Source organism: Neptuniibacter sp. PT8_73, from assembly GCF_047778045.1.
GTDB lineage: Bacteria > Pseudomonadota > Gammaproteobacteria > Pseudomonadales > Balneatricaceae > Neptuniibacter.
Window position 1 is genome coordinate 1,444,342 of sequence record NZ_CP180545.1, and the last position, 22,389, is coordinate 1,466,730.

Here is a 22,389-nt window from a genome sequence, read left to right on the forward strand (position 1 = left end):
CAATATACGCCTTTAGCCGGGGGGACGGATGCGTTTACCTCGGCTATACTCGCTTAGGAATAAAGCTAAACATGCGTTATCTTGTTTAGCGCTATAACAAATAATAAAGATACGTTTTACCAAGGAAGCAACATGTCTAAATTACTATCTACTGAAGATAAATTCGACATCCAACAAAATTTCCGTCGCTACATGCGTTTGAAAGATAGTCATGAATCATCTACTGATGCTTATAAAAATGCTAAAGCTAACCGCATTTGGATTGCCGGCATCGTTTTAATGTTGTTTGCGCTAGCGTCTGAATTTTTCCTCGGTGCTGCTGCAGGTCTGTTTGGTGTTTATTTTTACAATGTAATCACTAGCTGGTTAGACGCGAATTCTAGCGATGAAAGTTTGGAAGAGCTTGATCGTTGGTTCTCTACTAAGAGCCTTAAGTTTGAAGGACGTATTCTTTACTTCAAACAAGATGATCTATTAGAAAACCCATTGGATCCATTTAACGAAGCTTGCTATGCAGTTGCAGAATAAAATCTGATCCAGACTTAGTTAAAGAGTCGTAGAATGCCGAAAAGTGAAAGCTTTTCGGCATTTTTATTTGTGACAAATTATTTGTGAGGAAGAGTTGTTAGATCTAAAAGAGAAGCGTGCTTGGATATTTGATCTCGATGGCACCTTAACTCAACCGGTTCATGATTTTGAACTGATTCGCCGGAAACTAGGTATAGACCCTAGTGACGATATCCTTGATTGCATTAAGCGTCAGTCTCCTGAGCGCCAACGCTGGATGAATGCAGAGTTGGATATACTTGAAAGGGAGTATGCATCCCAAGCGGCTCCTGCTGAAGGCGTTCTTGATTGCCTAGAAGCACTAGCTGCAGCTGATTGCCAGATGGGTATCCTTACCCGTAACACCCATGAATTAGCATTATTATCTTTAAAGGCGATTGGCGCGGATGCATTCTTCGAAAAGGCGCATGTGCTGGGTCGTGAAGACAGTCAGCCTAAGCCATCGCCTGAAGGTATTCATATACTTTTAAAACAGTGGGATTTGCCAAATCTTTCTGGCGTAATGGTGGGGGATTTTCATTTGGATATGTTGTCTGGGCGTGCGGCCGGTGTGAGTACCGTGCATGTCGATGTAAGAGATCGTCACTGGCCGGAAGATACAGATATCAGAGTGAAAAACCTGCCAGAGTTAACATCTTTACTGACCTTTGTTTGAGTTTTCGTCCTGTTTAATTTTTCTTTAAGCCCTTGGATTTTTATCTGAAGCTATCCCTTTGAAGCTAAAGGAAAAATTTAAGTCTAAAAAGTAAGTGCTTTGCCCCTCCTGATTTAATCCCAGCTTTGCTTGATCTTTGTCAAAGGCCTTTCCCCCTGATTGTCTATATTGGGTTATTGGACCAACCTTTTGAGGTGTAAGTATGACGATTTTAGCCGAGCTACATCAGGATCATGTAAATCTTAATAAGCTATTAGTAATCTTGCGTCAGAAAGTGAATCAGCTTAAAGCAGGGCAGCAGCCTAATTTCAGCCTTATGGCTGATCTGATTGACTATATCTCTAATTACGCGGACGGCCACCATCATCCCCGCGAAGATAAAATGTACAAATGTTTGGCTGATCGGAATCCCGAATTGGATAAGCATCTATTTAACTGTGCTAAAGATCATGAAGCTTTAAAAAGCTCCAGCCTTCAATTGAAAGAGGCTGTACATGGTATTTTGCATGATTCAGTGATGCCAATGGATGAATTTGCCGGCCTGCTAGATGATTTTGTCTCGCTACAAATGGCTCATCTTAACTTCGAAGAGGGTCAATTATTCCCTATGATTCAAGAAGTGGTGAGCGATAAAGAGCTAGCGATGATTGAAAAGCAGTTGCCGAAGCAAGAGGATCCGCTCTTTGGGGAAGTTCAAGCTCGCGAATATACAGCACTTTATAAAGAGCTTATGTTGGAAATGAACGAGGCTTGCTAATCCGTACTGGCTGAGCTCAGGGAGGGGCTTTGGTTTCTCTCTGATTACGGAAAAATTCGATGGAATTAGTTAAGTGCCTGGCTTATATCGATCTGCGGCTCTTGAAACTGAGTAAAAGAGACTTGGTCACGGCCATTATGTTTGGATTCATAGACCGCCTTATCCGCTGATTGAATCAGTTGATAGGCAATAGTATTCAGGTTTTCTTTGGGATAGTTAGCCGGCGTGCAGAGAGATACGCCGACAGATGTTGTCATCCTAAATGGCTTGGCATTTTCATCGCGGAAAATAAGACGAGAAAGTTTCTGTCTCAATGTATCTGCTATTTCCATTGCCCGCGTTTTATCACAATTTGGTAGCAGCACCGCGAACTCTTCGCCGCCATAGCGTGCAATAATATCCGTTTTACGTAGCTGTTTACCTAAGAATAAACCTACCGTTCTTAATACTCGGTCACCGGTTTGATGGCCGTAGGTGTCGTTAACCACTTTAAAGTGGTCTAGATCCATAAACAGACAGGCTAAAGAGTGATTAGCACGGCTTGCACGGGATAGCTCTCGAACTATCTCCTGATCAAACGAGCGACGATTATGCACTTTTGTAAGCATATCGATGCTGCTTAATCGATGTAGATTTTCTTGGTTAATGCAGTTTTCGATACAAACAGAAATTACAGAAGCTAAGTGCTGAATATAGTCGTAGCGAACATGTTGGGTATATCGACTCGCATCTGCGCTACCTAAATGCAGGCTACCAATAAGGCAGTTTTGGCGAATCAGTGGCAACAGTGCGCAGGACTCAATCGGGTTATCTGCTACAGGGAAAGCTTCTCTGCGCACAGCTTCGCTCGGCGCACCCACAATGAGCTTATGATTAGGATAGAGCGATTTTAGTAAGCGTTGGCTTTGTACAAACCGTAACGTATTGCCAGGAGGTGGCGGTACATAATCGTCTAGCAGAGTGCGTGCAGCATGTTCCGGATCGAATAGGATTAGATTTACATTGCTCAGTTTAAAGAGGTCTTTAAACTCAATCAGCATTAAATCGAGTAATTCAGATAAACGAGCGCATGAGAGAAGACGAATCTCCACATCAAAAAAGCTATTCAGGACACTCTCATTGCGCTCAGCCTTGCTTAACATTAAGCGAAGGGTGCGCTTGAGCTCCTGATTTTCCTTTTCTAGCTCGTTTAAACTCATAGTTCGCCTTTAATAGGATCCGTTAAAGGGTTATCGGCACTTAACTTAAACTATAAAGTTTTTTTTAACATTTTTGTTGAGAAATATTAATGACAATTTTATTTAGTTTTTAATAAGTTATGGCTGTTCATATATTGTTCTACTGTTTCTACGACCGCTTGTGTATGGGCATCAATTTCCATATTAACCCTGCTGCCTTCGCCTAAGTCTCCAAAGGTTGTTACAGCTAAGGTTTCTGGGATGAGGTAAACGTTGAACAGGTTATCCTGTTTTTCACCAATGGTTAGGCTACAGCCGTTAAGCCCGATAAAACCTTTGGCAAATATATAGCGTTGAAATTCTGGGGCCGCTTCAAACCATACAATCCAGTTATTTTCTGGTTTTTCGATTTTGGCAATTTTTACTTGCTGGTGGATGTGACCTGAAAGTAAGTGACCACCGATTTCATCACCAAATTTAGCTGCACGTTCAAAGTTAACCTGATCACCTAGAGCGAGGTCACCTAGATTGGTTAATTTAAGTGTTTCCATTATCAGGTCAAAGCTGATTAAGTTGTTCTCAAATGCAACAACGGTAAGGCAGGTGCCGTTTAAAGCGATGCTGGCGCCAATTTGCAGATTGTTACAATGCTCTAACGGAAGTTCTACTTGTAGCCGCATAAAATCGGCTTTAGTTTCAACAGCTTTGATTGTCGCTTTACCTTGAACAATTCCAGTAAACATCGGTGCACTCTTATAAATTTGCTAATCTAAATACTGCAATGCATCGTAACAACAATAGAGTTCTGCTGCAGCGACTAAATTACTTTTCGCTGTAATTGTTATAGGCACCGAATAACAGCTAGATGATGGGTTTAATCCTTAAGGAAAAAGGTATGAAAATTTTAGTGACAGGTGGAACAGGTTTTATCGGTAAACACCTTATCGAAGCTCGATTAGCTGAAGGAGACGAGGTGGTATGCTGGAGCCGAAACCCTTCTAAAGTTGCGGAATTGTTTCAAGGAAGAGTTGAGGCGATTCGTGATCTACCTCCACAGGATGAATTAGCGGTAGATGCTGTTATCAATTTAGCTGGGGAGCCTATTGCCGATCAGAAGTGGACCGAGGATCGTAAACAGCTTCTGCGAGCGAGTCGTATCGATCTAACCCATGAGCTCGTTGGGTGGATCGAAGCACAAACCGTAAAACCGAAGGTCCTTATTAGTGGTTCAGCCATAGGCTATTACGGTTGTCATGACGACGATAAAAAACTTGGCGAAGAAAGCCTGCCAAATAGAGGATTTACGCATACACTTTGTGCCGATTGGGAAGCGGAAGCGTTAAAGGCTGAAGCCTTTGGAGTCAGAGTATGCCTCATCCGAACAGGGGTGGTACTTGGTGATGGTGGTGCATTGAGCAAGATGTTACTGCCATTTAAACTCGGACTAGGTGGGCCGATTGCCAGTGGCAAACAATGGATGTCATGGATACATATTGATGATGAGATTGAAATCATCTCTATGCTATTAACCCACGATCAGCTATCAGGCCCATTTAACTTAACCTCACCAAATGCTGCAACGAATGCTGAGTTTTCCAAAACCTTAGGAAAGACCTTGGGACGTCCTGCATTTATGCCAATGCCAGGCTTTGTTATCAACCTGATCTTGGGTGAGGGCGCTGAGTTGTTGGTGGATGGTCAGCGAGTTTACCCAGAAAAGCTAGAAGAAATAGGTTATAAATTTCATTACCCTGAGCTTTCCGGAGCGATGTATTCTGCCGTAAACTTTTAGTGAGTGCTTCTAGCTTTCTCTGCCTTCAGGAAATTGTGGTAAATCATCTGCGATTTCGTACCAATCGGCTTTATAGCTGCAATAGATATGGCTATCTGGTTTAACGGTAATTTCGCTATCCAGCGTGCCTAAGGTGAACTCAACATGAGTGCCACTATCATTGATAGGCGCGAAGGTTAAACTAGAACCGCATTCGGAACAGAACTGTCGTTTCGTTCCATTAGGTGCAGTATACGTTTTAAGTAACTCTTCACCTTGCAGCCACTTAAAGTTCTCTACTTTAGCGACCCCATAAGTACCGAATGCGGCGCCATGGAATTTACGACACATACTACAATGGCAATGCGCCATCTTCGGTTGTAAGTTAGAGACCTCATATTTGATACCGCCGCATAAACACTGACCAGTGAGTTTTGTTTTATCTGGGTTAGTCGACATAAATTATTACCTTAGCTAATGTGGGACAAAGGTAGTTCGGTACGGCTCACAATTTGGCGCATAACAAAACTCGTTCTAATACTGCTTACCCCTTCTATTTGATTAAGCTCTTTCAGAAGGAACTTCTCATAATAGGACATATCTGGCATGAGTACTTTTAAGATGTAATCAGCCGCGCTACCTGTTATCAATGCGCATTCTACGACCTCTTCATAGCTTGCAATAATACGCTCAAAATTGTCTAAGATTTCGGGCTTTTGTTTATCTAGACAGACATGAATATAAACGCTCATAGGCAGGCCTATGGCATTCTTATTCAGCAGCGTTACTTGCTTTTCAATAATACCAGCGTCTTCTAATTGCTTAACTCTGCGCGCACAAGGCGAAGGGGATAAGTTGATCTTTTCAGCCAGTTCTAAATTGCTGATATCTCCATTCTTTTGAATCTCTTCCAAAATTTGCTGGTCGATTCGGTCTAGTTTTTTGCTTGGCATAATTTCCTACGGCTATTTTAGAAACTAGTGATGCTTGCTAATGATCGAATGAATTTCGCATTTAAATAGCAATGATGAGAGGTATTTTAACTATCCTAACGATTCTGATTGAGCCTTTCTAGCGATGATTCTTAAACGCAAATGTTCGCCCTTTAAGATGCAGACTCCTGCACATGGTTTGTTTGCTACCTTTATCGGTATGAAAAGTGCTTAGCTAATATATTAAGTTCTTTGTTGGCTATTTGTGCCAATTTATTCTCTTTTATTGGCTTTTTCCTCTAGGAATTGAGTTGAATCGTGATTTTTTTGAGAACTTTCACTAAGGGCTTGCTGCTAATTTATTTACACCAAACTTGCTTGGGCAATTCATCCCCTGAGCCAGAGTTCAATTCACAAGATTGATGCAGCTTGTCCTAATCCGGGACGTTTGGGATTCCATAAGAATCCCCTTTTTATAGATTCTTAGTCCTTGGAAATTCCTATGAACAATTTAAATAAAGCTATTGAAGCTTTAGGTGAAGATGAGCGAAATCAAGAAAACAGAGAGTGGATTGATGCGCTTGACGATGTGATGGCAGAACAGGGTTTGCAGCGTGGCCGTGACATCATTCGTATATTACAGAACTCTTTGTTTAAACAGGGTGTTCACACAACAGAAGCCACGTTGAATACACCTTATCGGAATACGATTCCTGTTAATGAACAACGTAGCTACCCTGGAAATAGAGAGTTAGAACAGAAGCTGGAAAACATTATTCGTTGGAATGCTCTCGCGATGGTGGTTAAGGCGAATGATCAAGGCACAGGTGTTGGTGGGCATATTGCGACCTATCAATCCGCAGCCACTATGTTGGAAGTGGGTTTAAACCACTTTTTTAAACGGCATACAGATGAGTATGGTGGTGATCAGCTATTAGTCCAAGCACATGCTGCTCCAGGTATTTACGCGAGAGCGTACCTTGAAGGCCGCCTAACTGATGAGCAGATGGCGAATTTCCGTCGAGAGCTTCAACAGGGGGGAGGATTAAGCTCTTATCCTCATCCGAGACGTATGCCTGACTTTTGGCAGGGACCGACCGCATCGATGGGGCTTTCTACGCCTTCGGCTATCTACCAAGCAAGATTTATGAAGTATCTAGAAAATCGTGGTTTGAAAGAACCAAACGGCGGAAAGATCTGGTGCTTCATTGGTGATGGTGAATCGGATGAGCCCGAAGTTTTAGGGACAATCAACATGGCCAGCCGAGATAACTTAGATAACTTGGTGATGGTGATCAATTGTAATCTACAGCGCTTGGATGGCCCTGTGCGGGGCAATGGCAAAATTATTCAGGAGCTAGAACGAAGCTATCGTGGCGCTGGTTGGAATGTTATCAAAGTGATCTGGGGCAGTGAATGGGATGAACTGTTCTTACGAGACCGTGATGGCATTTTGCAAGATCGAATGGATCAAGCTGTGGATGGCGATTACCAATATTACACCGTTTCTGATGGTCAGAGCGTGCGCGACCACTGGACGCAAAATGATCCTCGTTTAGAGGAGTTGATGAAGACGCTGAGCGATGAGCAGATCCGCTGTATAAAACGTGGTGGCCAAGATCGACAGAAGATCTTTAGTGCGTTTGATAAAGCCATGGAAAATACAGGTAAGCCAACGGTTATTCTAATGAAAACCGTTAAAGGCGATGGCATGGGGGCGAGTGCTGAAGGGCAAAATACAAGTCATCAGAAAAAGCAGCTAACGGCCGAAGAGCGAATTGAGATTGGTCGTCGTTTTGAAATTCCATTGAGTGATGACGAGCTGGCTGCGGCAAGCTTGTATAAGCCAGACCCGGATAGCCCTGAAATTCAGTACCTTCACAAACAGAGACAAATGTTAGGTGGTTATCTACCTTCCAGAATTGCGAACTTCGAAAAACTAACGCTTCCTCCTTTAGCTCTATTTAAAGAGGCAGTATCTGGTACGAAACGTGAGCAATCCACAACCATGGCTTTTGTTCGTATGTTGTCTCATCTATTAAAAGATCCAGAGATAGGTAAATACATTGTGCCAATCGTGCCGGATGAAGCGCGAACCTTTGGTATGGAGTCCCTGTTTAAACAGTTTGGTATCTATTCTTCTGAAGGTCAGAAATATAATCCAGTGGATTCAAGTAGTTTGCTTCCATATAAAGAAGTTAAAGATGGTCAGATGTTGCAAGAGGGGATTTGTGAGACAGGGGCGATGGCGTCTTTCTTAGCGGCAGGAACCTCCTATGCAAACTACGGAGTGCCAACCATCCCGTTTTATATCTTTTATTCGATCTTCGGTTTCCAGCGTGTTGGGGACATGATTTGGGCTTGTGCAGATAGTATGGCGAAAGGCTTCCTTTTAGGAGGTACCGCAGGCAGGACAACGCTAAATGGTGAAGGTCTTCAGCATCAAGATGGTCACTCCCAAGCTATCGCTGCAACAGTACCTAATATGCACAGCTACGATCCCGCTTTTGCCTACGAGTTAGCGGTGATAATCAAAGATGGTATCGAGCGGATGTATATCAATAATGAAAATATTTTTTATTACATCACCTTATACAACGAAAACTACTTAATGCCAGCTATGCCTGAGGGGTGTGAAAAGGAGATTCTAAAAGGGATGTATCGCTACGTTAAGAATGAAAACCCTGGGCATAAAGTGCATCTGTTTGGTAGTGGAAGTTTAATGCAGGAGGTTTTAAAAGCCGCTGAGATCTTAGAAGAGTTTGGTTGTAGTACCGATATTTGGAGTGTGACCAGCTATAACCAATTGGTCAGAAATGCATTGGCTGTTGAGCGTGAGAATCTACTGAATCCCGATGCTAATGCTGAGAGCTATCTTCAAATTGCTCTGAAACACGAACAGGGTGTTTTTGTAACCGTCAGTGATTTTGTGAAATCTTTACCTAATGGCATTGCCCGTTGGTTCCCAGAAGATCCCGTTGTCTTAGGTACGGATGGTTTCGGATTAAGTGAAAGCCGTCCAACCCTCAGAGATCATTTTGAAGTCGATGCTCGTTTTATCGCTTGGGCAGCTTTATCTCGCCTTTATAGCAAAGGTGCACTTAGCCGTGAAACGCTAAATAGCGCAAGAGATAAGCTCAAAATTCCTTATGAAAAAGCAGATCCTGCTTATTTTTAATTTTCTAAGAAATGAAACGTCTTGCAGTTGTCGAGACTAAAAAGCGGTAATAAAGATGGGTTCAGAAATTGTATTTATGCCAGATATTGATGGGTCTGGCGAAGTAGTTGAGTTATGTGCTGATTTAGGTGCAGAGATCAAAATTGGTCAACCACTGTTAGTTATTGAGTCAGATAAAGCTTCGATGGAAGTTCCTGCCACTGTAGAAGGTGTTTTGGAGGAATGGCTCGTTGACGTGGGTTTGACGGTTGAAAATGGAGCTTTGCTTTGTGCAGTGCTGGAACAAGGAGTAGCGGGTAAAAATGATTATCAAGAGATTGCTAGGGAAGCTAAAGAAGAGAATGAAACTGAGGCACTACAGCGTGATGCAGGGAGCATTGAAATAAGCAGCGACAATAGAAGCTCTAAAGAGCCTGCTAAAAGCGAGCAATGTGCAAAGAGTGCAGTATCCAGTCAGGTGTATTCAGGGCCTGCTGCTCGTAAATTGGCTAGAGAGCTTGGCGTAAATCTCGAGGATATCTCGGGAACAGGCCCTCGAGGGCGAATTTTAAAAGAAGACATTAAGGCATTCGTTAAACAAGAGCGGGTTCAGAAAACGGCAATGCCGCAATCTCCAGGTATCCCTCAGATACCTGAGCAGGATTTTAGTCACTTTGGTGCCGTTGATGTTAAGGGTATGTCGAATATTGCGCGTGCGACTTCAGAGCATATGACGCGATGTTGGTTGAATATTCCCCATGCCACTCTATTTGATGAAGCTGATATCACAGAGCTCGAGTCTTTTCGAAAAGGGCTTAAGCCTGAGTCTCTAAACTTAGAGAAAGCGCCAACCATACTGCCATTTATCGTGAAGGTTATTGCTCAAGCCTTGCGTAAGTACCCATTGTTTAACAGTTCGTTAAGCAATGATGGCAAGCAGGTTATTTACAAAAATTATGTAAATATTGGTGTTGCTGTTGATACACCAGCTGGATTGGTTGTACCTGTCATAAAAGGGGCAGATAGCAAAAGTATCTCTGAGTTAACTATTGAGATAAATGATTTGGCAGGAAAAGCGCGTGAAAGGCAATTAAAGCCAGCGGATATGCAGGGAGGCAGTTTTACTATATCGAGTTTGGGGCCAACGGGTGGAACGGGATTTACACCGATTGTTAATGCTCCAGAAGTCGCCATTTTGGGTGTTGCTAAGGCCAGCATAAAGCCTGTTTGGGATGGAGGTGATTTTCAGCCGAGAAATCAGTTGCCACTTAGCTTGTCCTTTGACCATCGGGTAATAAATGGTGGCGATGCAGGACGTTTTATGGCCTATATCAACACCGCCTTAACTGATATTAGGCAGCTGTTACTTTAAAAAGTGACTTGATCGAGCAGAACCGTCGTATGGCACTTCGACAAAACCTAACTTCCTAAGGGGTGATTAGGAGTTAGGTTTTTTGTCATTGGATGATTGGCTGTTTTGTTCGGTGAGTTTATTTAACGCCGCTAGCGTTTGGTCTAGCTGGTTTTCAATCTTTTCCAGCTTTCTTTCTAAGCCTTCGATACGTTCAATATTACGTTCTTCTTTTTGAGTTAACTCTCTTTCATCCTGTTCAATAAAGAACACGGAGAAACTAGCGGTTAACATAGAGAACATTGCTAATCCCATCAGGATGAGAAGCGAGCCAAATATTCTGCCTTCAGTTGTCGCGGGCACAAGATCACCATAACCTACAGTAGTAACAGTAACCCAAGCCCACCATAGACCATCCAAAGGTGTCTCAAACGCAGGATCAATACCTGAAATAAGTAGCCCAGAAATCACCAAGATGATAAAGCAGATAAAGAGCGTGATACCTAAGTTATGCCGAGATAAGAGATCACGGGTATCTTTGGAAACCCGTAGGAAAATTCCAATGGTGAGAGCAAGCCTAAGGGTTCGGATTATTCCAGCATAGAAGGTATCAACACCCCAGATAACCGGTAGGCCGCCGAGTACGATGAGAGGGCTCATCCAGTTTTGCTTGAGGTATTTGATGCGATCATCAACCAGCCATAGCATCACAAACAACTCTGACATAAACAATAGCCATATTAGCCAGTCGGAAGCGAAAGAGGTGTAAGCGTTTGAGACACCCTTAGATTGCAAGTACCAATCGATAAGAATCCATATCGCAGCTAATACCATCGGCCCTTCGAAACGGCGCCCCCAAAGTTTGGCGCGCTCATTCTCTTCTGAAGCGACCCCGCCTAGGCCAACCATACGCATTAAAGCGGTATGTCGAGTGTATTCCATTTAGCGCTCCATTTTACTGGGTATGCATTAGCTAGAGGTTATAGTCCAAACGTTGTTGGCCTTCTTTGATATCTAAGCGTTGACGAAGCTGTCGAGATCTCACCTTGGAGATGGCATCCAAAATAAGATCTCCTTGCCAATACTCATCTTCTTGACCGTATAAATGTTGCTGTAGATCCATCACCAATAGATTTATCGTTTGGTTATTTGCGTATTCGCAAACGGACTCTAGCGACTGTATTTCAGGTGCAGCCCAAAAGCTTTGAGCCCACTCAACTAAACGTAATTGAGCAACATTGGGATTGTTTTGGTTGCAGGCGATAGAGAAAGCCTGAAACGTGTTTTTCTCTGTTATCTCAAACGCAACCCGCTTTTGTTCCTCTTCAAAGAACGAATGATCAGGTTCTTCTTCAGATTGTTTTTTAACATTGCGTAGATGGTTGAACGTATAGATAAAGGCCAGAGTCGCTGCAATACTGATCCCTGTTAAAATCCAAATTAATACCGTGATCGAACCAGAGGACTCCTCTTTAGCTGATTGTGAGCTGCTAGTAGGAACAATTGCAGGCGTGACTTCAATTTCCCTCTGGGTGATGGAGGCTGTTTGTCCTTTGTCGACAGCGGTATTCCACCAAGGAAGGTCGATTGGTGGCAGGATGATCTCTTTGGCATTGCGAGGTGTGATTTCTAGTTCTTCCACTCGTTGGCTGATAACGCCTTGCTCTGTCATGCGCTCTTCTAGAACGACATTAAGCAGGGTGATGGTAGCGTTAGGGTTTTGTAATGATGCCATCGAGGGTAGAGAAGAAGAGGGTAAACCTTCAGCTTCTAGTTTGATAATCCTTGTTAGCTTGCCTGATTGACTAACTTGATTGAATTCATCCAAGTTGTCTTCGATATAGATCGATGTGGCTGGTAGCCATAACTTGCGTGTGTTTTGATTAGCGGGTGGTAATACCGAAAGCAATAGAGGTTCACTATTCAGTTCGATAACTGTGTTGTTCGATAGGGTGGTGGAGAAAAACACTGGGCTAATCTCTACTTCGCCTTCCTGAAGTGGGAATAGTGTGTAGCTTGTTTCGGTGACATTATAATTTTGCCCACGCACAACACTGGTATATTGCTTTTGCTCTTCTAGCGGCTTGATGATCGCATCAGGGGACTCTGGCGCTGTTAAATTTGCATCCAAAGGTAATGGAGCAAGATGGAAAATCTTTGCACGTAAAATTGCCTGTCCATTTATGTAGAGTTCATCTTTATCAAGGCTAGATTCTAGAAAGATTGCTTTGCCAGTACCTTCTGCAAGTTCAGGATTATCATTAGCGGGTAGCACCGAGATTGGCAGTTCTTGGCTGGCTTGCTCTCCCACGAAGATAGAAGGAATAACCTGCTCACCGTCCCTTCGAGGTTTCAGTTGTAGTACCCAGCGTGTTTTTGTTGTTACGGATCCTGTGGTGTGGCTCGATACAGTAACTTTACGTGTGCCAACAATATTAAAGTCTTTTTGTAATTGGCTTAGGTTTGGTCGAGTGACATCTTGCTGGTCAGTTTCTAAGGTCAGCGTAATTTTTTGACCCAAATAAAGAGTGCTTGTATCTAGGGAAGACGAGACTTTAGCTTGAGCTTGAAAAGCAGTGAAAGCCAGTAGAAAGAAAAAGTGAGAAGAAATAAATCGCAATGGAATCCTCGCGCTATCATCGCTGGCTATAGCTTACAGAAGGTTGAGGCTGTAAGTCATAATTATAATTTTCGTTTTATTATGAGTAATCCTGCAGGGTGAATCAACGTATTCCGGTTTATTAATTGTTTGATTATTTCTACTCTCGCATGTTTCTTTTTCTTGTTGTTTTTGTCCCATTGAGCCGTTTAAAAATTGTTTGTGTAAATCGTTTTTACTCTTAAACGGTTGTTGGCTACATTTTGTCTATACTTTTGATTATTTGAGAAAAATTGAGGGTGCAGATGGAATACCTAGGCCAGGATGAAAAAGCAAATCTGTTAAAAACACTGTGCCAAGAATTAGAAGATCGTTTACCGAAAGAAAGGTCTGAAGCCTTGGTTGAGTTTGCAACTCTATATTACTCATCCGCTTCGTTAGCTGATCTTCTCGAATGGAAGTTAGAAGATCTCTATGGTTCGACACTCGCATGCTGGCAGTTTCTTCAGGAACGTAAAGCCGGGCAAGTGAAGGTCAGGGTATTTAACCCCGATTACGAGTTACATGGTTGGCAATCGACTCATACCGTGATTGAAGTCTTGCAGAAAGATATTCCCTTCCTAGTTGATTCCCTAAGAATGGAGCTTAATCGACGTAATTTAACCATTCACGCTATACACAATGCGGTTGTGACGTTGAAAAGGGATGATAAAGGCGGCTTATCTTCTCTACTCAAAAAGGACAGTCGAGCCAAAAATTCTCAAAGAGAATCATTAGTTTCGATCGAGGTTGATCGGCATTCAGATGCTGCAGATTTACAAGACTTGGAGCAAGCACTGCGAAATGTCCTTGAAGACGTAACTATGGTGGTGGAAGACTTTGAGCCGATGGTTGAGCGATGCGATGCTCAAGCAGACATTTTCTTAAAGGCGATCAAAGGCTTTGATGCTGGGATTACTTCGGAAGTGCATGACTTTATTAAGTGGTTAAAGGATCACTTTACCTTCTTAGGTTATGACGAATACCAACTAGTAGAGAAGAAAGGGAAGAAAACCCTCGAAGCTATTCCGGGTAGCCAGCTTGGTTTACTGAAATTCTGTGATGAACATTGTCGTTCTGCTTTAGTTAATGAGAATGATCGTGATGCCGAAGGCTTTGTTCTCATACCCGATATTCTCTCCTTTACGAAATCCAATCGAGCTTCCAGTGTTCATCGGCCTACGTACCCTGATTACATCAGTATCAAACAATACAATAAGAAGGGAGAAGTAGTAGGCGAATGCAGATTCTTAGGCCTGTATACCTCCAGTGTTTATATCCAAAGCTCCCGCCAGATTCCAATTGTACGCCGTAAGGTGGATGCGATTATGGAAAAATCGGGTCTACACCGTCACGGGCATGACTGGAAGGAGCTGCTACAAATTTTAGAAATTCATCCTCGGGATGATCTATTTCAGGTATCGGTAGATGACCTCTATCGCACTGTTATTGGCGTGCTGCAAATCCATGAAAGACGTCAGATACGTCTGTTTGTGCGTCGCGATTACTTTGGTCAGTTTTATTCCTGTTTAGTTTATTCACCAAGGGATATCTACAGCACCGACTTTAGACACAAAATTCAGTCGTTGTTGATGGAACAGTTAAATTGTACTCATGCTGATTTCACAACCTATTTTTCCGAATCGATCCTGACTCGTACGCAGTTTATTTTGCGTGGGGACAATATTATTGAAGAGTTTGATTCAGATAAATTAGAGAGGGTGGTAAGACTGGCTGCACGTAGCTGGTGCGATGACCTAAAAGATGTTTTGGTTGAAACGCTTGGTGAGGAAGCGGGTATTCGAGTTTACAACCAATTTGGTAGTGGCTTCCCTGCGAGCTATAGTGCCGATTTTTCCGCTAGAACGGCGGTTGTTGATCTTCAGCATATAGAAAAACTCTCTGATCAAGCGCCATTACAACTTAGCTTCTACCAAGCGTTAGAACGAGAGGATAATTGCCTTAACTTCAAACTATTCAGTCTAGGCGCATCTTTGCCTTTGTCTGATGTTATCCCTGTGCTCGAAAATTTAGGGTTAAGGGTCATAGACGAACACCCTTACAAAGTAGAAAGTAAGCGCGATCTAGTATGGATTCATGATTTTAATCTTCATTACACAGGTGCTGGCACGGTTTCACTATCAACCCTGAAAGAGGTGTTTGAGGAGGCATTCCTTAAAATTTGGCAAAGCGAAGCTGCAAATGATGAGTTTAACCGTCTTGTGTTAGCTGGCAATGTCGGTTGGCGCGAGGTGGCTATGCTTCGTGCGTATGCTGCGTATATGAAGCAGATCAGTTTTCCAATCAGTCCAGAAGCGATTAGTACGACGCTAAATTCATACGTCGATATAGCGGCCAAGATTGTTCAGTTCTTTAAAGCACGGTTTGAGCCGGGTAACACAGCCGATCAAGAAGCGGTTGAATCAACCATTATCGACGCGTTAGAAGATGTTAGTAGTTTGAATGATGATCGCGTGATTCGTCAGTATTTACTGCTGATTAAGGCAACGCTGCGTACAAACTTCTATCAAAAAGATAAACAAAGCTTAAAAAGCTATTTCTCTTTCAAGTTATCCCCCGATGATATTCCGGACATGCCTTTGCCGCGGCCAAAATATGAGATCTTTGTCTACTCACCTAAGGTGGAGGGTGTTCATCTTCGCGGCGGTAAGGTGGCCCGTGGTGGTTTGCGTTGGTCTGACCGAATGGAAGATTACCGCACCGAGGTTTTAGGCTTAGTTAAAGCGCAGCAGGTTAAAAATGCGGTGATTGTACCTGTTGGGGCCAAAGGTGGCTTTGTTGCTAAATCATTGCATGATGGTATGAGTCGTGAGGAGTGGTTTGAGGAGGGGGTTAGCTGCTACAAAACTTTCATTAGTGGTTTATTGGATATCACAGATAACCTCGTTGAAGGCGAGGTGAGCCCGCCTGCTGATGTGGTTCGCCATGATGAAGATGACACTTATCTAGTAGTGGCTGCAGATAAAGGTACGGCAACTTTTTCAGACATCGCTAACGAATTAGCGCAATCTTATGGCTTCTGGTTAGGTGATGCGTTTGCCTCAGGCGGTAGTCAGGGCTACGACCATAAGAAGATGGGGATCACCGCTAGAGGTGCGTGGGTCTCTGTTGAGCGACATTTCCGTGAGATGGGTGTAAACACCGATAAAGATGACTTTACGGTGATTGGCATAGGCGATATGTCAGGGGATGTATTTGGTAATGGTATGTTGTTGTCGAAGCATATTCGTCTGGTCGCTGCGTTTAACCATCTACACATCTTTATCGACCCAAATCCAGATGCTGCAAAAAGTTGGAAAGAGCGTGATCGCTTATTCAAACTGCCTCGTTCAGCATGGACCGATTACGATGCAAAATTGATCTCAGAAGGCGGGGGTGTTTTTGAACGCTCGGCTAAATCGATCACCTTGTCTCCACAAATTCAGACGCTTATTGGTGAAAAGATAGCGACTGTTACCCCGAATGATCTCCTGAATAAACTGCTAAAAGCGCCGGTAGATCTAGTCTGGAATGGTGGTATTGGTACTTATGTTAAGGCAAGTACCGAAACTGATGCTGATATCGGCGACAAAGCCAATGATGCGCTGCGTATAGATGGTCAAGAGCTGTCCTGTAAAGTTGTAGGTGAGGGCGGTAACTTGGGAATGAGCCAGCTTGCGCGTATGGAATATGCGCTCGCTGGTGGACGTATGAATACCGACTTTATCGATAACGCTGCAGGTGTGGACTGCTCTGACCATGAGGTAAATATCAAAATTCTTCTCAATCAAGTTGTTGCTAATGGCGACATGACAGAGAAGCAGCGAAATACATTGCTTGAAGAGATGACTGATGAAGTTGCGTCCTTAGTTTTGAAAAATAACTATCGACAAGTTCAAGCAATCTCTATGGCTGAGTCCCGCTCTTTTGAAGGGATGGCAGAGTATCAGCGCTATATCACCAATATGGAATCGGCAGGTAAACTCGATCGAGCGCTAGAGTTCCTCCCTACCGATGAGGTCCTGAATGAACGACGGGCGTCGAAAAAGGGGTTAAGCCGTCCAGAGCTATCGGTTCTGATCTCATACAGTAAAGCTGAGCTTAAAGAATCGTTGAGCCTATCGTTTATTCCTGATGATGAGTATCTATCACAAGAGCTATTTACCGCCTTTCCTGAGAGATTGGTTTCTGAGTTTGGTGATCAACTAAAAGCTCACCGTCTAAGCCGAGAAATCATCGGCACTCAAATCGCTAACCACATGGTTAACATGATGGGGGTGAATTTTGTTGACCGCTTACGCATTTCAACAGGGGCCGATGAGGCGGCAATTGCTAGAGCTTATGTACTCGCTCGTGATGTATTCGGTATTGAGAATCTGTGGCAGCAGATCGAAAAGCTCGATCATAAAGTCAGCAGTGATATCCAATTAGAGATGATGCACGAGCTACAACATCTGATGCGTCGAGCTACGCGTTGGTTTGTTCGTAACCGTCGCGCGGAAGTAGATTGCGAGAACGAGGTTGATAGTTTTAGGGCTCAGCTAGGAAAAATAGTCCCTAAACAGGAAAAATTACTCAGAGGAGAGCCATTAACGCGTTGGGAGAGTGCGCTCAGTCGCTATCAGGAAGCAGGTGTGCCGAGTAAGTTGGCTAAATTCATCTCGGGTGCACGGTGTTTATACGCCTCTTTAGGTGTAATTGAGGTTGCTGACGAAGCGGATGTACCTCCAGATCAGGTGGCTCAAGTTTATTTCGGTTTAGGGCAACGTTTGGAATTGGATTGGTTGTCTAGAAAGCTCAGCAAGTTGAGTGTTGATAATTACTGGCAAGCGTTGGCACGAGAAGCGTTCAGAGATGATTTGGATTGGCAACAGCGTGCGCTAGTTGCTACAGCCATTAAGGGGCGTGTAAAAGGCTGTACAGTGGAGCAAGTGATTGATAAATGGTGCACAGAAAATGAGTGGCTACTCGATCGCTGGCAAAATGTCCTGAATGAAGTTAAAAGTGCTAAAAAACAAGAGTATGCAATGTATACTGTCGCGTTGAGAGAGTTGTTTGATTTGGCGAAAACAAGCCAGTTTAATACCTGAACGTGTATGTGAGGTTCATTCCTCTAGATAGTATTGTATGAAAGCTATTTTAATTGATCTTCGGATTAGCTCTGAAAAGTATTTAATGTTGTATCAAGGGGTTGCGGAAACTGTTTATACCCGATCCCTTGATGGTCGTAGCGTGCAGTTCCCCGCTAGAATCCTAAAGCCATTTCTACTGCGTGATGGAATTAATGGTCGGTTTAAAATTCTGTTTGACGATCAAGGCAAATATCAGGGAATAGAGAAACTCAGTTAGTGTAATAAATGCACCAATTTGGTGTTTCTTTATAACTTTTGGGAGTTAACATTGTCACTCTTAGTGCTCAATGCTGTTATTCCATCTTCGCCTCGCCTATAATCGGGCCAAAATTTTTACTAGGACCTGATTATGTTGTATTCACTGACTCGATCTTTGATGTTTCAGCTTGATCCCGAACTTTCTCACAACGTAGCGCTTCATTCGATGAATCTTGCGTCTTCTTTGGGAGTAAACAAGCTTCTGGGTGCTGAAGTACTATCTGATCCTGTTCAGGTGATGGGAATTGATTTCCCGAACCGCGTAGGTTTAGCAGCAGGTCTAGATAAGAACGGCATTGCAGTGGATGGTATGGCTGCAATGGGTTTCGGCTTTGTTGAAGTGGGTACAGTTACTCCGCGTCCACAAGATGGTAATCCCAAGCCACGTATTTTTCGTTTGCCAGAACAGCAAGCGATCATCAACCGTATGGGCTTTAACAACGGTGGTGTTGATAAACTGCTCTCTAATCTGGATAAGAGCGTTTATAAAGGTGTTCTGGGTATCAACATCGGCAAAAACAAAGATACGCCAAACGAAAAAGCGAATGACGATTACCTCTACTGTCTTCGTAAGGTATACGGGCGTGCGTCTTACATTACTGTTAACGTATCTTCTCCAAACACACCTGGCCTTCGTACTCTTCAATACGGCGAGTCGTTAAACAGCTTATTGGATGCTCTAAAATCTGAACAAGCTAAATTGGCTAAGTTCCATGATCGCTATGTTCCTATTGCGGTTAAAATTGCACCGGATATGACAGATGAAGAGCTTGCGCTTGTTGCTGCTTCTTTAAAGTCTTACGAGATGGATGGTGTGATTGCCACCAATACAACCCTATCTCGTGATGGTGTTGAAGGGCTAGAGTTTGCAGATGAAGCGGGTGGTCTATCAGGTGCACCAGTACGCAATAAATCAACTAAAGTGATTCGTACTTTGGCACAAGAGCTTGATGGTGCGTTACCAATTATTGGTGTAGGCGGAATCACTGAAGGTTTTGATGCGGCAGAAAAGATCGAAGCTGGTGCAAGTTTGGTACAGATTTATTCTGGGTTTATCTACCGTGGACCTTCATTGGTTGCGGATTCTGTGAAAGCAATTAAGCAGCTTTCAGAATAGAGCAGGTAATAAAAAGGCTCCCCACGGGGAGCCTGAAAATTCTGTTTAGTGTAGAGCTGGGTCGGATTGAATTGCTGATACTCCTTCCATACCGCTCCAGTGAGCTTCGCGTCCTTGGCGCCATCCGCTCATCCAATGGCTTCTGAGATCTGATGTATTCACGGGACAGTTATCCCGGGACTTACCGCTTAATCCTGCTTGAAAACCTCGATTAAAAAGTGTGCTAGTACGATCACGCTTTTGTCTCTTCATATTGATTGAGCCTCTCTTCGTGTTTTAGTTTTTGAGAGCAGCGGTTCCTTGAGACATGGTATCCGCTTAAAATCTGTCTGCAGGTTGTAAGTTTTGCAGCCAGACTTCTATAAATATCGGAAAATAGATCATAGTGCGATTGAATATGACTATCATGATATTGATGCTTAATAAAAATAGTTAGTGTGTGGGTGCAAAAAAACGATTGCATTCATAAAGTTAGTCAAAAAGTTGGTTTTTGAACAGCAGAGTGAATTTTTTTCATGCCTGTTGTTAATTAAGTGAAATATTTGCTGAGTAAAGATGCGTATGAAACTGTTTCTGACATGCCCTAAGGGCCTTGAGTTGCTTCTTGAAGAGGAGTTACAGCGGTTGGGTGTTACTGAGACCAAGCAAACAGTGGCAGGGGTTCAATGTCAAGGCGAGCTGGAAGATGCTTACCGTATCTGTTTGTGGTCACGTTTAGCAAACAGGGTTCTTCTTCCGCTTTATGAAGGTGAAGCAGAAACAGCTGATGATCTTTATCAAGCGGTTCAGCAAATAGACTGGCTAGAACATATGCGTAGTGAGGGTACGCTATTAATTGATTTTAGCGGTCAAACTCGCGGTATTAATAATACCCATTTTGGTGCGTTAAAAGTTAAGGACGCCATTGTCGATCAGATTCGCGATAAAACCGGTGCTCGCCCGAGTATTGATAAAGTTGCACCTGATCTACGTATTAATGTGCGTATGCATCGCGGCAAAATTACCGTTGCTCTAGATATGTCGGGTGATAGTTTGCACCGACGTGCTTATCGTCTTAAAGCTGGTGAAGCGCCAATGAAGGAAAACTTGGCAGCTGCTATTTTGACTCGTAGTGGCTGGCCGGAGCGTTCTTCTGAATCAGGTTTAGTGTTTGATCCAATGTGCGGTTCGGGCACATTACTAATTGAGGCTGCGCTGATGGCGGCTGACATAGCACCTGGTTTGCAGCGTAAGCGTTTCGGTTTCTCCCGTTGGACTGGTCACAAACGTGATATTTGGGAAGATCTTGTTGCGGAGGCTCAAGCGCGCAAAGTAAAAGGTTTGTTGTCTTTAGAAGCGAACCTTATTGGTAGCGATCAAGACAGCAAAGTTTTGCGTGCAGCACGTCAGAATGCAGAAAGGGCAGGAGTGGCGGACTTCATTGAATTTACAACGTGCCGCCTAGAAGATTTGGATCGCAATACCCTCCCCGAGGGTAAAGGTTTGCTGATTACCAACCCGCCTTATGGTGAGCGTTTAGGTGAAACTCAGCAGTTGATGTTCTTGTATCGACACCTTGGCGATAAGCTAAAAGAGCAATTTGCTGGTTGGACGGCTTCAATTTTTACCTCTAACCCAGATCTTTGTAAGGTCACAGGTCTACGTGCAGATAAGCAATATAAGCTGTTTAATGGTGCGCTTGAAAGTCGTTTGTTTATCTATCCTGTGTCTGAGCAGAGAACTGAGAAGCCAGAGGGCCAAGAGGGTGAGCCAGCTCCTTTGAGTGAAGGGGCGCAGATGTTTGCTAATCGTTTAAAGAAAAACCGTAAACAGCTAGCTAAGTGGGTTAAACGCGACAATATAGAGAGCTACCGTCTCTACGATGCGGATATCCCAGAGTATTCTGTTGCGGTAGATATCTACAAAGACGAAGTGCATGTCCAAGAATATGCTGCACCTAAGAAAATTGATCCAGTAAAAACATTTGCTCGTCTACAAGATGTGATGAATGCATTACCGGTTACCTTAGAGGTATCTCCAGAAAAGGTAATTTTAAAGCAGCGTAAAAAACAGCAGGGCGTTAATCAGTATGAAAAGCACTCTGAAACTCACCGCTTTAAAGAGATTAACGAGCACGGTTGCCGTTTGCTGGTTAACTTGCACGACTATCTTGATACCGGTTTGTTTTTGGATCATCGAGCGATTCGTTATCAGATTCAGAAAGAAGCGGCTGGTAAGGATTTCTTAAATCTGTTCTGTTACACAGGCACTGCTTCGGTGCATGCTGCCAAAGGTGGCGCTAAATCTACAACCAGTGTTGATATGTCGGCTACCTATCTTAACTGGGCTAAACGTAATTTAGATCTAAATGGCTTAGATACAAAAGAGCATCAGCAAGTACAGGCGGACTGCTTGAAGTGGTTGCGGATGCAAAGAGGGCCGGCATACGATCTAATTTTTATGGACCCTCCAACGTTCTCTAACTCCAAACGGATGGCGGGAGTGCTTGATGTTCAACGCGACCACGTAGACCTTATAGAAGGCGCTATGCGTTGTTTGCGTGCAGAGGGTACCTTGTACTTCTCTAATAACTACCGTCGCTTTAAATTGGATTACGACGCGTTGTCAGAATTCGAGATCGAGGAGATAACACAATCTACTCTAGATCCGGATTTTAAGCGTAATTCAAAAATTCATTGTTGTTTCCGTATTCGTCATAAGTGATTGTGCTCGTAAATTGTGCGCTTTAATAAATTTGGCACATATAGTGCTTACTATTAATGCATAAAAAATTTGTTACTAGCACTATTTTGGTGAATTGCAGTTTAAGGCGCTATGTTTCGGGGCTTTTGAGCCTGGTTGGCATAGCGGCAGCAATATCGCAGAATAATATGCAC

At 43.3% G+C, this 22,389-nt stretch carries 17 protein-coding genes; 10 read left to right on the top strand and 7 right to left on the bottom strand.

The genetic code is table 11. The annotated features are described in order from the left end of the window. Positions 1-132: 132 nt before the first annotated feature. From ACMXYN_RS06425 to ACMXYN_RS06435, 3 genes are all read left to right on the top strand, one after another. Positions 133-528: a hypothetical protein gene (locus ACMXYN_RS06425; protein WP_415884162.1), complete on the top strand. Its 396-nt coding sequence runs from the start codon at positions 133-135 to the stop codon at positions 526-528. Positions 529-622: 94 nt separating this feature from the next. Then, positions 623-1,222 (top strand): HAD family hydrolase, encoded by a 600-nt coding sequence (locus ACMXYN_RS06430; protein ID WP_415894010.1) that lies wholly within the window; start codon positions 623-625, stop codon positions 1,220-1,222. Positions 1,223-1,424: 202 nt separating this feature from the next. After that, positions 1,425-1,979 carry a hemerythrin domain-containing protein gene (locus ACMXYN_RS06435; RefSeq protein WP_415894011.1) on the top strand — a complete coding sequence of 185 codons (555 nt, stop codon included), beginning with the start codon at positions 1,425-1,427 and terminating at the stop codon, positions 1,977-1,979. 65 nt (positions 1,980-2,044) lie between these two features. On the opposite strand, the gene ACMXYN_RS06440 is transcribed toward ACMXYN_RS06435, so the two are convergent. Together ACMXYN_RS06440 and ACMXYN_RS06445 are read right to left on the bottom strand one after the other, a co-directional pair. Beyond that, positions 2,045-3,178: a DUF484 family protein gene (locus ACMXYN_RS06440; RefSeq protein WP_415894012.1), complete on the bottom strand. Its 1,134-nt coding sequence runs from the start codon at positions 3,176-3,178 to the stop codon at positions 2,045-2,047. Positions 3,179-3,276: 98 nt separating this feature from the next. Beyond that, positions 3,277-3,900 carry a riboflavin synthase subunit alpha gene (locus ACMXYN_RS06445; RefSeq protein ID WP_415894013.1) on the bottom strand — a complete coding sequence of 208 codons (624 nt, stop codon included), beginning with the start codon at positions 3,898-3,900 and terminating at the stop codon, positions 3,277-3,279. Between the two features lie 152 nt (positions 3,901-4,052). On the opposite strand from ACMXYN_RS06445, the gene ACMXYN_RS06450 reads away from it, so the two are divergent. After that, a complete protein-coding gene (locus tag ACMXYN_RS06450) occupies positions 4,053-4,949 on the top strand; it encodes a TIGR01777 family oxidoreductase (protein WP_415894014.1) in 897 nt (298 codons plus the stop codon). Positions 4,950-4,958: 9 nt separating this feature from the next. On the opposite strand, the gene ACMXYN_RS06455 is transcribed toward ACMXYN_RS06450, so the two are convergent. Continuing rightward, positions 4,959-5,387, bottom strand: a complete 429-nt coding sequence (locus tag ACMXYN_RS06455; protein WP_415894015.1) for a GFA family protein — start codon at positions 5,385-5,387, stop codon at positions 4,959-4,961. An 11-nt stretch (positions 5,388-5,398) separates the two neighbouring features. Beyond that, the gene (locus ACMXYN_RS06460; RefSeq protein ID WP_415894016.1) at positions 5,399-5,881 is read right to left on the bottom strand and encodes an Lrp/AsnC family transcriptional regulator; all 483 of its coding nucleotides are present in this window, start codon (positions 5,879-5,881) and stop codon (positions 5,399-5,401) included. Between the two features lie 481 nt (positions 5,882-6,362). Between ACMXYN_RS06460 and aceE the strand changes: the two genes are divergently transcribed. Both aceE and ACMXYN_RS06470 read left to right on the top strand, forming a co-directional pair. Then, on the top strand, positions 6,363-9,038 hold the full coding sequence (aceE, locus tag ACMXYN_RS06465) for a pyruvate dehydrogenase (acetyl-transferring), homodimeric type (RefSeq protein WP_415894017.1): 2,676 nt from the start codon (positions 6,363-6,365) through the stop codon (positions 9,036-9,038). Between the two features lie 55 nt (positions 9,039-9,093). Then, positions 9,094-10,389: a 2-oxo acid dehydrogenase subunit E2 gene (locus ACMXYN_RS06470; RefSeq protein WP_415894018.1), complete on the top strand. Its 1,296-nt coding sequence runs from the start codon at positions 9,094-9,096 to the stop codon at positions 10,387-10,389. Positions 10,390-10,455: 66 nt separating this feature from the next. On the opposite strand, the gene ACMXYN_RS06475 is transcribed toward ACMXYN_RS06470, so the two are convergent. Next, positions 10,456-11,310: an ion channel gene (locus tag ACMXYN_RS06475; protein ID WP_415894019.1), complete on the bottom strand. Its 855-nt coding sequence runs from the start codon at positions 11,308-11,310 to the stop codon at positions 10,456-10,458. 31 nt (positions 11,311-11,341) lie between these two features. Then, on the bottom strand, positions 11,342-12,988 hold the full coding sequence (locus ACMXYN_RS06480) for a BatD family protein (RefSeq protein WP_415894020.1): 1,647 nt from the start codon (positions 12,986-12,988) through the stop codon (positions 11,342-11,344). A gap of 284 nt (positions 12,989-13,272) precedes the next feature. On the opposite strand from ACMXYN_RS06480, the gene ACMXYN_RS06485 reads away from it, so the two are divergent. The 3 genes from ACMXYN_RS06485 (at position 13,273) to ACMXYN_RS06495 (ending at position 19,513) form a co-directional block, all read left to right on the top strand. After that, positions 13,273-18,096 carry an NAD-glutamate dehydrogenase gene (locus ACMXYN_RS06485; protein WP_415894021.1) on the top strand — a complete coding sequence of 1,608 codons (4,824 nt, stop codon included), beginning with the start codon at positions 13,273-13,275 and terminating at the stop codon, positions 18,094-18,096. A gap of 37 nt (positions 18,097-18,133) precedes the next feature. Next, positions 18,134-18,355 carry a DUF2835 domain-containing protein gene (locus ACMXYN_RS06490; protein WP_415894022.1) on the top strand — a complete coding sequence of 74 codons (222 nt, stop codon included), beginning with the start codon at positions 18,134-18,136 and terminating at the stop codon, positions 18,353-18,355. A gap of 132 nt (positions 18,356-18,487) precedes the next feature. Beyond that, a complete protein-coding gene (locus tag ACMXYN_RS06495; RefSeq protein WP_415884176.1) occupies positions 18,488-19,513 on the top strand; it encodes a quinone-dependent dihydroorotate dehydrogenase in 1,026 nt (341 codons plus the stop codon). Between the two features lie 45 nt (positions 19,514-19,558). On the opposite strand, the gene rmf is transcribed toward ACMXYN_RS06495, so the two are convergent. Continuing rightward, positions 19,559-19,765 (bottom strand): ribosome modulation factor, encoded by a 207-nt coding sequence (rmf, locus tag ACMXYN_RS06500; protein WP_415884177.1) that lies wholly within the window; start codon positions 19,763-19,765, stop codon positions 19,559-19,561. Positions 19,766-20,074: 309 nt separating this feature from the next. Between rmf and rlmKL the strand changes: the two genes are divergently transcribed. Beyond that, positions 20,075-22,216 (top strand): bifunctional 23S rRNA (guanine(2069)-N(7))-methyltransferase RlmK/23S rRNA (guanine(2445)-N(2))-methyltransferase RlmL, encoded by a 2,142-nt coding sequence (rlmKL, locus tag ACMXYN_RS06505; protein WP_415894023.1) that lies wholly within the window; start codon positions 20,075-20,077, stop codon positions 22,214-22,216. Positions 22,217-22,389: the final 173 nt, after the last annotated feature.

Excerpts from the sequence above, each read along its gene's own strand:
- ACMXYN_RS06425 (WP_415884162.1), top strand. The coding sequence starts at position 133 with ATGTCTAAATTACTATCTACTGAAGATAAATTCGACATCCAACAAAAT.
- ACMXYN_RS06435 (WP_415894011.1), top strand. The coding sequence starts at position 1,425 with ATGACGATTTTAGCCGAGCTACATCAGGATCATGTAAATCTTAATAAG.
- ACMXYN_RS06440 (WP_415894012.1), bottom strand. The coding sequence starts at position 3,178 with ATGAGTTTAAACGAGCTAGAAAAGGAAAATCAGGAGCTCAAGCGCACC.
- ACMXYN_RS06445 (WP_415894013.1), bottom strand. The coding sequence starts at position 3,900 with ATGTTTACTGGAATTGTTCAAGGTAAAGCGACAATCAAAGCTGTTGAA.
- ACMXYN_RS06450 (WP_415894014.1), top strand. The coding sequence starts at position 4,053 with ATGAAAATTTTAGTGACAGGTGGAACAGGTTTTATCGGTAAACACCTT.
- ACMXYN_RS06455 (WP_415894015.1), bottom strand. The coding sequence starts at position 5,387 with ATGTCGACTAACCCAGATAAAACAAAACTCACTGGTCAGTGTTTATGC.
- ACMXYN_RS06460 (WP_415894016.1), bottom strand. The coding sequence starts at position 5,881 with ATGCCAAGCAAAAAACTAGACCGAATCGACCAGCAAATTTTGGAAGAG.
- aceE (WP_415894017.1), top strand. The coding sequence starts at position 6,363 with ATGAACAATTTAAATAAAGCTATTGAAGCTTTAGGTGAAGATGAGCGA.
- ACMXYN_RS06470 (WP_415894018.1), top strand. The coding sequence starts at position 9,094 with ATGGGTTCAGAAATTGTATTTATGCCAGATATTGATGGGTCTGGCGAA.
- ACMXYN_RS06475 (WP_415894019.1), bottom strand. The coding sequence starts at position 11,310 with ATGGAATACACTCGACATACCGCTTTAATGCGTATGGTTGGCCTAGGC.
- ACMXYN_RS06485 (WP_415894021.1), top strand. The coding sequence starts at position 13,273 with ATGGAATACCTAGGCCAGGATGAAAAAGCAAATCTGTTAAAAACACTG.
- ACMXYN_RS06490 (WP_415894022.1), top strand. The coding sequence starts at position 18,134 with ATGAAAGCTATTTTAATTGATCTTCGGATTAGCTCTGAAAAGTATTTA.
- ACMXYN_RS06495 (WP_415884176.1), top strand. The coding sequence starts at position 18,488 with ATGTTGTATTCACTGACTCGATCTTTGATGTTTCAGCTTGATCCCGAA.
- rmf (WP_415884177.1), bottom strand. The coding sequence starts at position 19,765 with ATGAAGAGACAAAAGCGTGATCGTACTAGCACACTTTTTAATCGAGGT.
- rlmKL (WP_415894023.1), top strand. The coding sequence starts at position 20,075 with ATGAAACTGTTTCTGACATGCCCTAAGGGCCTTGAGTTGCTTCTTGAA.